Source organism: Methylomonas sp. MK1 (assembly GCF_000365425.1).
Classification (GTDB): Bacteria; Pseudomonadota; Gammaproteobacteria; order Methylococcales; family Methylomonadaceae; genus Methylomonas.
Genome location: NZ_AQOV01000002.1, coordinates 993,788 through 1,008,667 on the forward strand (window position 1 = coordinate 993,788; position 14,880 = coordinate 1,008,667).

Here is a 14,880-nt window from a genome sequence, read left to right on the forward strand (position 1 = left end):
TAATAGCGTGCATTTGGGGCTATCTATAATTATTAGGCTCCGCCGGCGTGGAAACAAGGATAGTGAAGGGCCTGACTAACGGGATAGATGCACTCACAGTCGGCAGGCCTCATAGATCCGGGCGAGTTCCAGCAGATTCGTCGCGCCGGTTTTCTCCATCACTTTGGCGCGGTGGATTTCAACCGTACGGTGACTAATGCCCAAGCGCCGGGCTATTTCTTTGTTGGTTAGGCCGGCCACCACCATCTCCATAATCTCCAGTTCACGTGAAGTCAGACCGCTTAGCCGATTACACTGCGCTTGTCCTTTTATGGCCTGTGCGTGAGTGTTGATTTCAATCTGTAGCGCTGCCTGTACCCTGTCGAGCAACAGATCGGTACTGACCGGCTTGGTGAGAAAATCAACAGCTCCCGCCTTCATCGCGCGCACCGTCATCGGTATGTCGCCATACGCGGTCAGAAAAATGATGGGTAGGTGGATGTGGCGGCGGATGAGTTCGGCTTGCAGCTCGTGACCATCCAGTCCCGGCATGTTGACATCCAGCACCAGACAGCCGGGCTGGTCCGGGCAATAGCGTTCCAGAAAGCATTCGGCGCTGGCAAATGTTTGATACGCGAGGCCCGCGGTTTCAAATACCAAACCCAGACTATCGCGGACCGCATCATCGTCGTCCACTACGAATACGCAGGGCTGAGTATTCATTTTGCAAACGGTAAGGTAAAGAACAGGCTCAGACCGTCGCCGACATTCCGCTCCGCCCACATATTGCCGCCATGGGCTTGAATCAAGGCGCGGCTGATGGCCAAGCCCATTCCCAGGCCCGCGGGTTTAGTCGAGTAAAAAGGTTGAAACAGGGTTTTCAGGGCAATGGCATCCGCCAAGCCTTTACCGCTGTCACAAACACAAACTATTGCCATATCAGGATCGTCGGCGTAACGGCCGGTGGTTACGCGCAATACCTCGGACAGCTTGCCGTGTTCCTGCATCGCTTCCAGACCATTGCTGATCAGATTGACCAGCACCTTTTGAATTTGCAGTGCATTGACCGTCGTCTGCGGTAAGTCGACAGCAAGGTCCAGTTCTATGTTAAACGTGTCTAAGGTTCTGTCGTTTTTTACAAATGCGCAGGCTTCTGTCACTAAAAAGTTAATATCGACCCGTTCGCCGACGGTCTCGGTTTTATTCAAATGGCTGAATAGCTGCCGTATGACTTCGCCGGCACGCTGAGCTTGTTGCACGCAGGCTTCCAACACGTGCTTGAGTTTTTGCGCATCCGGTTTTTCTGATTGGTATAGGCGCAACGCCACATCGGCATACGAGGAAATGGCGGCCAGGGGTTGGTTAAGTTCGTGGGCAATCGCCGCTATCGTCTGTGTCGCCAGCGATACCCGAAATGACTGTTCCATCCGATTTCGGCGTTCGCTCAATTCCCGGGTCAATTTGTAGTCGGTGATGTCGAAATTGATGCCCAGCAGTCGATAAGGCCGGTTATTTTTGTCGTGCAATAAGCTGCCGCGCGTATGGATCCAGCGATAGGAGCCATTCTTGTGGCGCAAGCGGAATTCCAGTTCGTAAGCCGACTGATGGCCGGCGAGATAGTCTTCGGTGCTTGCCAAGACCCATGCCCGATCATCCGGATGCAATCGAGATTCCCATTCTTCCCAGCGGTTTAGCAACTCATGATCGTCAAAACCGATTTGCCGTTTCCATTCCGGCGAGAGAAATAAGGTTTGCGACACTAAGTCCCAGTCCCAATAACCGGCGTTCACTTCGTCGATGATCAGCGCCAGACGGGTCTCGGTATGCCGCAATTCCGCGTGGGTGCGCTTCAGTTCGGTAATGTCTACATGGGTAATAATCATGCCCTGGAAACCTTGGGTAATACGTTTGGCATGCATCATAAACCATAGCTCGCCAAGCGCGGTCCGACACGGATATTCCATCATAAATTCCGGCTGATGCCCCGCTATCAGGCTTTCAAGACCGGTCAAAGCCTTCTGCGCGTCCCGGTCGCCTGCTGCCGACGAACGACGGCAAACCTCAAGGTAGTTGGCGCCTTCCGACAATTGACTGGACGAACCGCCGTTCTCGATAGCAAAGCAATCCCAAGGCGTGTTGACTGTAGTCACCAAGCCGCTATCATCCAGCACTGCCACATGCGCGGGCAGTGAATTCAAAATACAGCGCACGAAAGCCTCGCTGCGGCGCAGGGCGTCATCAGCCACTTTGAGCGGAGTAATGTCCAAAAATGCCCCGACGGCCCCGCGCGGTTGACCCTTATCGTCCAGCAATGGCGATGCATTGGACACCACGGTAATGACTTTGCCGTCCGGGCGGACTATATCCAGAGTCTCGTCGGTCACCACTTCTCCCCGGCAAGCACGCTGGATCGGCAGATCCTCGGCGGCCAACGGATAGCCGTTTTGCAATACCGTGATGGCCGGCGGGTTCCCGCTGGACAGCGATAGTTCCGAGGTAGGGGGTAAGCCTAACATTTGCTCATTAGCCCGATTTCCGCGGATATGTTGCCCGCTATTGTCGCCGGCGATGGCGAGTCCAATGGGTACCGTGTTGTAAATAACCTGCATTTCCTCCACGCGGCGCTGCAAGCGTTGGTTCAATAGGGCAATTTTCTGCTCGGACTGTTTGCGCTCTTCGATGTCGATAACATGCACCACAATACCTTTCCGCCGTCCTGTTTCATCAGCATTAGGAATATAGGTCGCATGCACCCAGCGGGGTTTGCCGCTGCCATAGGGGATTTGTTGATCAAAGCTCACCTGCTCGCCCGCTAATGCCCGTTCCAGATACGGGCGGACGATGTCCCACGCCGAGACACCCAGAATATCCGGCACGGTGCGGCCGATAACCTGTTCCGGAGAGATGCCGAACCAGCGTTCGTAAGTCGCATTCACGCGCACATAGCGAAAATCGACATCCAAATAGGCGATCAGCGCCGGCGTGGCATCCATGATCAGTTGCAGTTCCCTATCCTGATCGCGGTATACCGATTCAGCCTGTTTTCGCGCGGTAATATCTTGAAGATAGCCATGCCATAAAATGCTGCCGCCCTGTTCACGCATCGGCATGGAATGCCCTTCTATCCAGATTTCGCCTTTACTGGGATGTTGGTAGCGGAAGGTGTCGCGCCAAGGTTCAAGGCTGCGCGCCGATTCGCTGATGGTTTCGTTGATAAGTTTGATGTCGTCGGGATGAACTCTGGCAAATACCGGACTAAAGTCCTCGGCCACCGCTTCGGGAGCCAGTCCGTACAGGGATTCAAGCGCCTGACTGGCATAAGGCATGCTGGCTGAACCATCCGCAGCCAAACGGAACGAACAAATAACGCCGGGTACGGAAGCCGCCACTTTGGACAGTTGATCCTGCAAATGACGTCCGGCTTGCAGGAGGCTGCGCCCGTCCGCATCGCGCAGAATGAGGGAATACAAGGTTTGCCCGCCAGTGTCTATCTCGGAAATGACGGCTTCCATCGGAAATTCTTCGCCGTTAGCGCGCACACCGGTCACTGTGAGAAGTTCGTTCGCCAGATGATCGCTAGCGTCTCCCGATTTTGGTGCTGAATAAATTGCCGGAAAACCAGCCGGAATAAAGTGTTCGATAGCGTCGCCAATGGCTTGATCCGCGCGGCAGCCGAACAGGTTGCCGGCTGCGGGATTGAATAATACGATACGGTATTTTGCGTCGATGCAGACGATTGCATCCCGCGCCGATTGTATAAGCGCCGCGCACAGCGTCGGGCTTTGCGCCTGCACCGATGATTCTGCTTGTGTTTGTCGAGTGAGGTCGGTGAGGGTAATGCGCAGTTCCGGCTGGTCGGCGAGATCGGTGACCATTAGGCAGTCGAGTCTGGCAGGAAATGCAGTGTTGTCGCCACGCAGCATGTGCAATTCGCAAGATTGATTTTCTCTGCTTTGCTGAATCTGCAATAAACGCCTTTGCCAAAAATCGCGGCTCTGATCGGCAATCAAGTTTGAAAAATCACGGCCAATTACGTTTTGGCACTCAACACCCAACAATGCCGCGGCGGCGAGGTTTATGGCGGATATTAGATGGTCCGGGCTGAGTGTGAGGTAGGCGAGCGGGGCGAAATCGTAAAGATGCTGGAAGCGGTCTCGCGACTGCTGAAGTGTATGTTGGGCCTGAAGCAGCGATTGATTTTGGGTCTCTAATTCAATCTGACGCACTTGCAGTTCTTGCAAGATTGTCTCTGGAGCATCCTGGGAACAGGAGGTTTTTTTTGAGTTTGGGTGTCTGTTCTCCACTTCTGGTCTAAATGGACTTGCAGTGTTTGCAGACTTGTAACGCTCGTCAGTCATGAGTCATCTTCCAGTTGGGATAGCATTGAGACCGCTTCGGGCTTATCTTCGATGGGTGTCACTCAAGCAGTATTGTGCGGATGTGGGTAGCCGGTAAGCCCTGTTTCGGCAACAGAGGGCGTTAGCAACCGGGTTTTTATCCGGCCATAGCCGAAATAGCCAGCCTTAGTTTGTGATGAGCTATGCATGGACTTGGCTTCTTGCCCCAGTTCGCGAAGAAGTATGCTGGCGAAAAATTGACCCTGTCAAACTTATCTTCAATGCTCGGTCGCTTTTGCCCATTTGCAACTTTCAGCGAATTCGCTCCGCAGTGTTTACAGCTTGGCGAGTATAGGGAATCTGCGGGCAAGGTGAATAATCAGATTTCCGCCTAAGTAGCAGTACGTATTTTTACCGGATAGCCGCTGTGTTAAAACGCGCCATGTTGGTATGGATTTCCCGTTTCAGCAATATGAATACCTGATGCAGCCCTCGCCAAACAATCCGGAAATAACTGATGAGTGAAATGGACCAGCCAAGACAAAACCAGCTACTCGCCATGCTGCCCGAAGCCAATTACGCGTACGTTTCAAAACTACTGGAACGGGTTGAAATGCGTTGCGGCGATGTGCTCTGTGAACCGGATGAATCACTGCGTTATGTCTATTTTCCAGTCACCGGCGTGATAGCCAAGCTTTACTTTACTGAGAATGGCGCCTCCAGCGAACTGGCCTTGATCGGCAACGAAGGCATGCTGGGCATTTCGCTGTTCATGGGTGGGGAATCCATGCCGCATCAAGCTGTCGTGGTCATACCGGGCTATGCCTATCGTTTGCGCAGGAGTCTATTTGAGGAGGAAATTGAACGGATAGGTGGACAGCGTAGCGGCGCGTTACATGGCATGTTACTCCGCTATACCCAGGCATTGATTACGCATATGACGCAGATAGCCGCCTGCAACCGGCACCATTCAATTGATCAACAATTCTCGCGCTGGCTGTTGATGATCCTGGACCGGCAGATTGGGAGCGAGATAGCGATAACGCAACAATCCATCGCCACCCTGTTGGGCGTGCGCCGCGAAGGCATCACCGAGGCTGCCGGGAAATTACAGCAAGCCGGGGTGATTCGGTATTGCCGTGGGCACATCAGCGTGCTGGAGCGCGCCGGCCTGGAAGCGCAAAGTTGCGAGTGTTACCAGGTCATCAAAAACGAGTTTGCTCGGCTAGTGGCTATTAGCGCTAAGCTGTCGCCGCTGTCCAAACCTATTACTGCAATAACGTCTTATGGACATGTCAAAGATCTCAGGAAGCGCTACGCGTTTGGCTGATAAAGTCTACCGGCGCTGAAAAATCGCCCCGTGATTTTGTCTGGTCACTCAGGCTATTGAAACCCAGTCACCGATAGGGGGCGATTTTATGAACACTGCATCAGCCAAAGCCAATAGCTGCTTACTAGTTATGGACTACGATCCTGCCAATCGGATGGCTAACAAACATTCCTTAGCGGCGTTTCAAGATCACGATTCGGTATTTTGCGAGGAAGAACCCAGTCATCACGGTCTCAAACTCGCTGAAGACCGTCAGCCCGAACGAATGCGCTGGGACCGGCAATTACCCGATATGCTGGACACTGGCAACTTCGCTGATCAAGCGGAAACGGTCAAACAGGCTAAGGTGTCCATCCTGATGCAGATAGCATCGGATGATGCGGCCTTTGTCGCGGACAAATCTGATGACTGCACTAGCAACGCGGACGCCGAATCGCCCACTGAAGTTTGCCGAATGCAGCATGAACAACAAATGCTTGCGGAGAAGACCGAAGCCCTGGATCAATTGCGTGAGGCGGAAGCTAAGTACCGGAGCTTGGTAGAACAAATGCCGGTCATCACCTATATCGCATCGCTGGAAACGCCGGTAAAGCTGTTATATGTCAGCCCGCAAATTTCTCAATTGGGCTATACCCAGCAAGATTGGCTTGATGATCCGCAAGGTTTGCTTAAGCAGGTGCATCCGGACGATCTGGCCGTGACCGTGGAAGCCTACGCCTATACCTATGAACATCATGCGCCTTTGCGATGCGAATACCGATTACGCAATCACGACGGACACCATCGCTGGTTTCTGGACGAAGCCAATGTGGTGCGGAATGAAGCTGGCGATAGTTTGTTTCTGCAGGGTGTGCTTGTGGACATTACCAAAGACAAGGAAACCGAGCAGGAACTGAGCTATTACCGGCAACGCCTGGAGGAACTGGTATTTAAGCGTACGGAACAACTGGAAAAACAATGCGCGATCCTCAAGTCCGCCAATGCCAGCCTTGACGCCACCTTAGTTAAGCTCAAACACGCCAATACCGAGGCGCGCAACAGCGAGAGGCGCTTTCGCTTACTGCTGGACTCGGCCGGCGAAGGTATTGTCGGTCTGGATGCGAATGGTCGTTGCAGCTTCGTTAACCGGGCCGCGTTGCAAATGTTGGGTTATTCCGAAGAAGACGCTCTGGGGCAAGACATAATCACCATGCTAGCTGACGATTTAACACTAGCCCTGGAAGCTCTCAGGTCGCCCGATCTTGCCCGCGATATAGCCGCTCAGCGCAGTGTCGCCAGTTTTAAGCGCAAGGATGGCGGTTCACTTCCGGTCGAATATTCGTTTTATCCGGTCGCGCTGGATGGATTTGTCGACAGCGTGGTGCTGGTGTTTTGGGACATGTCCGCATCTCACACCAAAATTCGGAGTTTGGCCTATCAGGCCAGTCACGATCCTTTGACTGGACTAGTCAATCGGACAGCCTTCGAACAACGTGTGGCCAGAGTATTGGCCAGTGCCCGCCCCGGCTATTTTCAACACGCGCTTTGTTATATCGACCTGGATCATTTCAAGCAGGTTAACGATACCTGCGGACACGCAGCCGGGGACGAATTATTGCGCAGAATAAGTGCCGTTTTGTCCTCCAAACTGCGGCAACGCGACACTCTGGCCCGGCTGGGCGGTGACGAGTTCGCGTTGTTGCTGGAACACACCACACTTGACCAGGCACGCAATATCGCCCATGAACTCTGCGACAGCCTACGCAATTTCAAATTTAACTGGGGGGGTACCGAATTTACCGTTAGCGCCAGTATCGGAGTAGCCGCGGTGACCTGTACTGTTCGAGATGTTGATGAGTTTTTAAATAACGCCGACAGCGCGTGTTACCGAGCCAAAGAAAAAGGCCGTAATCAGGTACATGTGTTTTTACCCGACAATGTCGAGCGCCTCAATCAATTCGGCCAATGGAAAGCTTATGGATTTTGCTAAAACGCATTTTGTGTATGAAGTATGGAGCCAGCGAATTACTAAGTTGCTAATCCGGCCCTCTTTATTACCGGTATCCCGCTCCGGCTAAGTTTATCGAAGCCAAGTGGGCTATATCTTCCGGCAAGCCCGGAGCAAACGGTATTGAACGACCGGATAAAAACTCAGTGTTCAGGATGAATGTTAACTTACTCGGAGTATCGCCATGAAACACTATCTATTAATAATACTGGGCATTTTGCAATGCCTTATCGTCGTGCAAGCCATTGAACATGCGCCCGCTAAACCCATCAATCAAGAACAATTACAGACAATAGTGCCTTACGCGGTGAAGGGGACGGTACAAACCTTTACCAAAACGGTTCACGGCGGCGTCCAGCATGTGGTAATCAAATCGGCGGACAACACCTCGCAAATCAAATTAATCCAGGCGCATTTGCAAAAAAGGGCCGAGCAATATAAAGCAGGCGATTATTCTGTCACCGAACGTTTGCACGGTGCGGCAATGCCGGGGCTGGCGCAGTTAAAAACGGCTAAAGCCGATGATATTAAAGTGCAATATCAAGCTTTGGATAACGGCGGACAGATTCATTTTTCCACCGAATACCCCCAATTCGTTCAGGCCCTGCATGAGTGGTTCGATGCCCAAACCCAGGACCACGGCAATCCGGACATACCCGGTCACAATAGCCATCATTCACCGCCTGCTGAATGATATTGTTGACTCGGCCCTTAATTACCTGGGGCCTTCATTCCCGCAAAGGCGGGAGCCGTTTAGACTGCGCAGCGAAGCCAATATTGTCGCTCCCGCCTTGACTGGAGCGACAATATTTAAGGGCCGGGTTAGCAAATAGGCATGGGAACTCAACTCGTGGGTTCCCTCATTTCCCTAGCCTTATGCTTAGAATAGAAAAGTGGGGCAATTACTCGACGCTTAAAGCGTTCCTTCTGGCAAAATACTTGGCTATCTACAAGCCGGGTCTGCGTCATGCTCGAAAAATCAATTGGTCAATCAGCCGCAATCCTGAATAGTGATTTCATCGCCATCGCGATAATTAAGGATAGGCACATCGTTTGGGCCAACGCGGCCATGCATCGTATTTTTGCTTACGAGCCGGATGAACTAATTGGGCAGGCTACCCGAAACCTGTTTCTTGACCAGGACAGCTATGAGGCATTCGGGCGTGAGGCTTACGCTGCTATTGCGGAGGGCAGCACCTATACCGGCATCATCCCGCAGAAGCGCAAGGATGGCTCGACGGGTTGGTATGAATTCAATATTTCAAGTTTCGGGGATTGCTCTGATGTGGCCGTGGGGGCAATCGTCGATAGAACCGCAAGCTATCAAGGTCTTCAAAAACTAGAAGTGAGCGAGTCCCGCTATCGGTCAGTCGTGGAAGATCAGACCGAGGTTATCAGTCGGTTCCTGCCTGACGGAACCTTTCTGTTCGTCAATGATGTTTTTTGTCGGGTTTTCGGCAAAGTCGCCGACGAGTTGATTGGTCATCGCTGGCATCCGGCAGCCCATCCCGACGATATTCCCATGATCGAGGCCAGGCTAAGCGAGATGTCGCCGGACCACCCCGTCGTCACCATCGAGAACAGGGTGTATGTCGCTGGGGGCGAACTGCGCTGGATGCAATTCATCAATCGAGGATTCTACGATATTGGCGGCATACTCAAGGAAATTCAGTCGGTTGGTCGCGACATTGCAGCCCAGCACGAAGCTTTGACCAAGTTGCAGGCAAGCGAGGAACGTTACCGAACGCTGGTGGAGGCAACCAGTGTCGTGACATGGTTCTGCCCTGCCAATGGTCTTCAGGTTGCCCCCCAACCGGCGTGGATGGCATTCACCGGCCAGACGGCGGAAGAAATGCTCGGCGCGGGGTGGGCCAAGGTCGTGCATCCCGACGATGTCGAAGCGGCTGCGGCGCTCTGGAAATCCGCAGTCGAGCGCGGCGAACCGTTCTTGAACGTACACCGCATTCGCCGCCATGATGGCGTATGGCGCTGGATGAACGTGCGTGCGGTGCCGGTTCGCGATAGACAAGGCCGCATTCTCGAATGGATGGGCATGGGCCAGGATGTTACCGAGCAAAAGCAGGCCGAAATGGCGCTGGCAGAAAGCGAGGAACAACTCGAAATGGCGCTGGCGGCATCGGGATTGGTTTTATGGGATTGGCATATTCCTGAACGTAAAGTCACAACAGGCAATCGCTGGTTCGAATTACTCGGCTACAACAAGGAGGAGTTGGGCGACAACGAAGACGACTGGATGGATTTGGTCAATCCCAAGGACCTTGAACACTTCAAACAGAAAATCTCAGCGCATTTGCAGGGTGAAACCGTCAGCTTCGAAAGCGAACACCGGTTGAGGCACAAGGATGGCCATTGGGTATCGGTCGAAGCAAGAGGCAGGGTTACCCTTCGGGACAGGCAAAATAACCCGCTACGCATGGTCGGCACGATATTGGATATTAGCCAACGCAAGCGCCTGAATGAAGAAGGTGTGGACTTGCTGAAGCGGATTGAATCGCTCATACGCGAAAGTTCATCGCCTTTAACCTCTAAGGCAGAAAACGTTAAAGCAGCCGAAAGTCTGACCAAGCGGCAGCGGCAGATTCTCGGGATGATTGCTACGGGAATGACCTCTGCCGAAATCGGAAGACAGCTACACCTAGCCACGCCAACGGTCATCTCGCACCGCAGGAACCTGATGGCAAATCTAGGCCTGCACAGCACGGCCGAAGTCACGCGCTTTGCCATCGATCACGGTCTGATTACTACCAAGTAGCGCATCCAAGCTCTTCGATTTTATGTGATTGGCATATATGTGCTAAATAATTACCATATACAGGTGGTTATTTTTTTGGCTCATTACCGTATGCTTTTTACATGAATTTATGTAAAAAGCATACGGTAATGAGCAAAATAGACTTCGGGCAAAATTGCCCACTTGCGCGATTTTTGGAAGAGGAATCGATGATAGACAATGGCGGACGCAAAGCCCAGTTCGCCAGCACTTTGTTACTCGGGCTAGGCTATCCGCTTTATATCAAGCCACCCGACAATAAATTCAATGCGTATTTGTTGCGGCAAATTCAGGAGGAAAGGCAGAATGATCTATTGTCGGAAATGGCAAGCATTTGTTCGCATTGCCCTCAATTAGCTCACTGCGAGGCAGGAGCCTTATTTCAGGTCTGCTAGAGACCAATCCGCAAACCACTCCGGCAATTCGCGCGACTCGCCTAGAGCGAGTAGTCGATGATCGATGCCGTCATGATTGCCCCACACTACTTCGTTCAGCGCGCCATCGGTAACGAGCAATTCGATATCCTTGCAGTAAAGCCCCTGGTCGCGCTGGACATAGAAACCGTAAGTCCGGCAAGCGATAGGGCGGTGGGCATAGACCAGGCAGGCGCCTTTCGCTTGGTCCAGCAGAGGGCAGATGACCGGGCGTGATACTTGGCCGGCCAGCACGGCTATCTCTTTGCTGATTTCCTTAAGTTGTTCTTGGGGTAAGGCCATTAGACCCTCTTGCAGACAATGCCATTCTTCTGCGGTGATTTTGGGTACTGCGGCAAGCCGTCGACAACAGCCATCGCAACCCTGGCGGCATAGCCAATCGGGTTGGCCGTCGCGGATGGTTTTTACGCGCGTGTTGATATCTGTCTGGAGCTGGGTGAGGGTATTCATTTGAATATACTGCCTGTTTAACCAGGTTTTGCAAAGCCTTTCCGAGCATGACGCCGGTTCGGCGCGGTCTAAATAGCCGGCTGCTTTTAACCGGATCCTAATCAAAGCTTAAGTAGATTTTAAGTCGCCAAACTTAGAATTTTCCGCAAGCGAATAACTTGTGGAGTGATTATGTGCGACTCGAATACTTTATTGAATCAACAGCTTGGCGAAAAACGCATTGGCGGCGGCACGTATGTTGCCATTGACGGCATCTTAAAATATTGCATAACAGCGCCCTTATTTGAACTGCCGATAGATTTTAAGGAATGGTACAAACCAGCCGGCAGTAATATCCCGCAACTTTATCACTTCTAATGCGTGCCGCGGTGTCCATCCCGCAGCGGCATCGCTCTATGTCTTAAGCATAAATGCTGAAATGTTATCTAACGATTTAAACATGTCTGTTTTGGAGAAAAAATGACACAAAAATATTTACCCACTATGTTGGTACTTGCCACATTAACCAGCGGCTGCGCATCCATGAGTGGTTGGCATCCGATCATCGATCCGCGCTTGGACCAACAGCCGGAAACCGCGCAGCGTGACATGGTCGAGTGCAAGTCGCTTGCTGAGCAAGCGTCCGATATTACCAAAGAAATCGGTATGGGTGCGGGTGTCGGTGCGGTTACCGGTGCGGCGGGCGGCGCGGCAGTCGGTGCGATAGCCGGCAGCGCCGCAACCGGTGCCGCCGGTGGTGCTATTTTGGCTATTCCCGCCGGACTGTGGGAAGGATACAAAGCTAACGAAGGCTTTAAACGGGCATTTAAAACCTGCATGCGTCAACGCGGTCATACGCTGGTTAACTAAACAAAACCTCTGAAAATACCTGATTGCTGCGTATGCGGGAGAGCCGCTATTTAAGGACCGAGTGAATAGTTCTACACATTATAAATATCCGTTATCAGGCAGTGGCTTGATACTATATCGCCTGGATATTTGTTGAACTTATTTAGAAATGACGATGCGTGAATTAACTGACCGAGAGTTGTATCAGGCCCTGCAATACGCCAAAAGTCAGGATGAAAATGCTGGCCGAGCCATACTTCAGCAATTCCAAACCGAGCAACCGGCGTTGGCGCAAACCGTCTTTGGCGTGTTTTCGGCGTTGATTGCCGACAAGGATAGAAATTTGGCAAATCTATTCATGGATCTTTGCTTCGATGTAATTTGCGTATTCAAGCATGCTTTCGGCGATTTGCCGGATCAGCGGGTCTTGAGCATGGAATGGTTACAGAACACCGCCGCCTTACTCGATGCCGAGTTGCAGGCATTCATGCCGGGTAACCAGATGGATACGAAGTTTCGCGATAAATTTCAGAATCGATTTACCGAGCGCCTGATCGACAGCAACTCGCAACCTGACTTGGTTAAATTCATGGACGAAACGATCAGCGAATATGTCGCCGAAAGCCCGGCTGATCCGGATGCGCTGCGCACCACCCGGACCATGATTTTTGTCGTTATTCAGCTATTTTGCGCGATGTACGATCAGGCGGAACGCCAGACCAAGGCTTAATAATCTCTGCGGCTAGGAGTAGCCCGGCCGTAGATAGATCTTTAGCCTGTTCTTTGCACCGAGCTGAAAGTCGGGCTCGGCGCGCTGGATTTAAGGTTGATGCAGCGCGGCCAACGCGCTGACATAATCGGGCTCGTCGGCAATTTCACTGACCAACTGGGTATAGATCACTTTGTCGTTTTCGTCGATGATGACGATGGCGCGGGCGGTCAGGCCGGCCAAAATGCTGTCCAATAGTTCGACGCCATAGTCGTGGGCAAATTTGGAACGGAAGCTGGAGAGCGGCACGACGTGTTTGATGCCTTCGACTTCGCAAAACCGTACTTGCGCGAACGGCAGGTCGGCTGACACTACCAGCACCACGGTATTATCCAGATGCGCGGCTTTTTCGTTGAATTTACGGGTCGAGGTGGCGCAGGTTGGCGTATCCAGGCTGGGGACAATATTCAGCACTTTGCGCTTGCCGGCGAACTCGGCCAAACCCACATCCTGCATTTTACGATTGGTTAGCTGGAAATCCGGCGCTGGCGTACCAACCGCCGGTAAATCGCCGACAGTGTTGATAGGTTTGCCTTGGAAAGTAATGGTTGCCATAGGAATGCTCCAGGTATCTTGAGTTGTTATTTTTTTCGTTTACTGAAATCGATCAAGCGCTTGCGTTTTTTAACTTGGCGATCGCTTAGTGGATTTTTCTGACCTTGAAACGGGTTTTCCGGCGACTTGAATACCAAGCGTATCGGTGTACCCGTCAGTCGCAGCTGGTCGCGGAAATAGTTCATCAAATAGCGTTTGTAGGCGCCGGGCAGGGAATCGGTCTGAGTGCCGTGTATTACTACTACCGGCGGATTGCGGCCGCCTTGATGCGCGTACTTTAATTTGATGCGACGGCCACCGACCAATGGCGGCTGATGCGCTGTCAGGGCGTCGGTCAAAATCCGGGTCAGCAAGGGCGTGGACATATCGGTCATGGCCGAGTCGTACAAGGTATGCACTACGTCGAACAACTTGCCGACGCCGCTGCCGTGTAAGGCCGAAATGGGGTGTTTTTCGGCAAACTCCAGAAACGACAATTTGATCTCGATCTGTTTTTTCACGAAATCGCGGTGTTCGGCGTTCAGGCCATCCCATTTATTCAGGCCGATGATCAAGGCGCGGCCAGCTTCTAGCACCAAGCCCAGAATATGCGCATCCTGATCGGTGACACCTTCGCGGGCGTCGATCAAATAAATCACCACATGAGCTTTTTCGATAGCTTGCAGCGATTTGATGATGCTGAATTTTTCCACCGTCAACGATACCCTGGATCGGCGGCGCATGCCGGCGGTATCGATCAAGGTGAATTTCTGACCGTTGCGTTCGAAGGGGATATAAATACTGTCGCGGGTTGTGCCGGCTTCGTCGAACACTACGACGCGTTCCTCGCCGAGCAGTCGATTCACTAAAGTCGATTTGCCGACATTGGGGCGGCCGACGATGGCAATGGCGATACCCGGATCTTGTTCTTCGAATTCGTCCTCGACTACCGGCAACAGCTCGTCGATGCGATCCAGCAAGTCGTGGACATTGCGGCCGTGCGTGGCCGCGATACCGATGGGTTCGCCGAGCGCCAGGCTATAAAAATCGTTGGTCACGGTATTGCTGTCTATGCCGTCAACTTTATTGACTACCAGCACTACCGGTTTGCCAAGCTTGCGCAACATGTCGGCAATGGCTTCGTCGATGGCGTTGAGGCCATCGCGGGCGTCGACTAGAAAAAACACGACGTCGGCTTCCTGCAAGGCGATTTCCACCTGCTTTTTGGCGAAGACGTCTATGCCTTCCTGTTCGTTGGTAATCCCGCCGGTATCTACTATCAGACAATCGCGTTCACCGCGTTTGACGCGACCGTATTGGCGGTCGCGGGTCAGGCCGGGATAGTCGGCGACTAATGCTTCGCGACTTCGCGTTAGATAATTGAACAGTGTGGATTTGCCGACATTGGGGCGGCCCACTAGGGCTATAACGGGTAACATGA

13 protein-coding genes are annotated in these 14,880 nt (G+C 52.5%); 8 read left to right on the plus strand and 5 right to left on the minus strand.

Going from position 1 to position 14,880, the window contains the following annotated elements; all coding sequences use genetic code 11:
- Positions 1-93 precede the first annotated feature (93 nt).
- Both G006_RS0121355 and G006_RS27305 read right to left on the minus strand, forming a co-directional pair.
- On the minus strand, positions 94-702 hold the full coding sequence (locus G006_RS0121355; RefSeq protein WP_020485258.1) for a response regulator transcription factor: 609 nt from the start codon (positions 700-702) through the stop codon (positions 94-96).
- Positions 699-4,220, minus strand: coding sequence for a PAS domain S-box protein (locus tag G006_RS27305; RefSeq protein WP_020485259.1), 3,522 nt, complete (start codon positions 4,218-4,220; stop codon positions 699-701). The genes G006_RS0121355 and G006_RS27305 overlap by 4 nt, the downstream gene beginning before the upstream one ends.
- Positions 4,221-4,833: 613 nt before the next feature.
- Here G006_RS27305 and G006_RS0121370 point away from each other — a divergent pair.
- The 5 genes from G006_RS0121370 to G006_RS0121390 all read left to right on the plus strand — a co-directional run bounded on the left by G006_RS0121370 (position 4,834) and on the right by G006_RS0121390 (position 10,819).
- Positions 4,834-5,646: a Crp/Fnr family transcriptional regulator gene (locus G006_RS0121370; protein WP_020485261.1), complete on the plus strand. Its 813-nt coding sequence runs from the start codon at positions 4,834-4,836 to the stop codon at positions 5,644-5,646.
- Between the two features lie 88 nt (positions 5,647-5,734).
- Positions 5,735-7,615 (plus strand): diguanylate cyclase, encoded by a 1,881-nt coding sequence (locus G006_RS27310; protein WP_020485262.1) that lies wholly within the window; start codon positions 5,735-5,737, stop codon positions 7,613-7,615.
- Between the two features lie 202 nt (positions 7,616-7,817).
- Positions 7,818-8,327: a hypothetical protein gene (locus G006_RS0121380; RefSeq protein WP_020485263.1), complete on the plus strand. Its 510-nt coding sequence runs from the start codon at positions 7,818-7,820 to the stop codon at positions 8,325-8,327.
- A 273-nt stretch (positions 8,328-8,600) separates the two neighbouring features.
- On the plus strand, positions 8,601-10,406 hold the full coding sequence (locus G006_RS0121385) for a helix-turn-helix transcriptional regulator (RefSeq protein ID WP_020485264.1): 1,806 nt from the start codon (positions 8,601-8,603) through the stop codon (positions 10,404-10,406).
- A 128-nt stretch (positions 10,407-10,534) separates the two neighbouring features.
- Positions 10,535-10,819, plus strand: coding sequence for a hypothetical protein (locus tag G006_RS0121390; RefSeq protein ID WP_020485265.1), 285 nt, complete (start codon positions 10,535-10,537; stop codon positions 10,817-10,819).
- Here G006_RS0121390 and G006_RS0121395 read toward each other — a convergent pair.
- A complete protein-coding gene (locus G006_RS0121395; RefSeq protein ID WP_026147213.1) occupies positions 10,802-11,308 on the minus strand; it encodes a YkgJ family cysteine cluster protein in 507 nt (168 codons plus the stop codon). The genes G006_RS0121390 and G006_RS0121395 overlap by 18 nt on opposite strands.
- A 171-nt stretch (positions 11,309-11,479) precedes the next feature.
- Between G006_RS0121395 and G006_RS0121400 the strand changes: the two genes are divergently transcribed.
- The 3 genes from G006_RS0121400 to G006_RS0121410 all read left to right on the plus strand — a co-directional run bounded on the left by G006_RS0121400 (position 11,480) and on the right by G006_RS0121410 (position 12,866).
- On the plus strand, positions 11,480-11,665 hold the full coding sequence (locus G006_RS0121400; protein WP_020485267.1) for a hypothetical protein: 186 nt from the start codon (positions 11,480-11,482) through the stop codon (positions 11,663-11,665).
- A gap of 102 nt (positions 11,666-11,767) precedes the next feature.
- Entirely contained in the window at positions 11,768-12,157 is a 390-nt protein-coding gene (locus tag G006_RS0121405) for a glycine zipper family protein (RefSeq protein WP_020485268.1), read from the plus strand.
- 154 nt (positions 12,158-12,311) lie between these two features.
- On the plus strand, positions 12,312-12,866 hold the full coding sequence (locus G006_RS0121410) for a hypothetical protein (RefSeq protein ID WP_020485269.1): 555 nt from the start codon (positions 12,312-12,314) through the stop codon (positions 12,864-12,866).
- A 90-nt stretch (positions 12,867-12,956) separates the two neighbouring features.
- On the opposite strand, the gene tpx is transcribed toward G006_RS0121410, so the two are convergent.
- Positions 12,957-13,460: a thiol peroxidase gene (tpx, locus tag G006_RS0121415; protein WP_020485270.1), complete on the minus strand. Its 504-nt coding sequence runs from the start codon at positions 13,458-13,460 to the stop codon at positions 12,957-12,959.
- A 26-nt stretch (positions 13,461-13,486) separates the two neighbouring features.
- On the minus strand, positions 13,487-14,878 hold the full coding sequence (gene der / locus G006_RS0121420) for a ribosome biogenesis GTPase Der (protein ID WP_020485271.1): 1,392 nt from the start codon (positions 14,876-14,878) through the stop codon (positions 13,487-13,489).
- Positions 14,879-14,880: the final 2 nt, after the last annotated feature.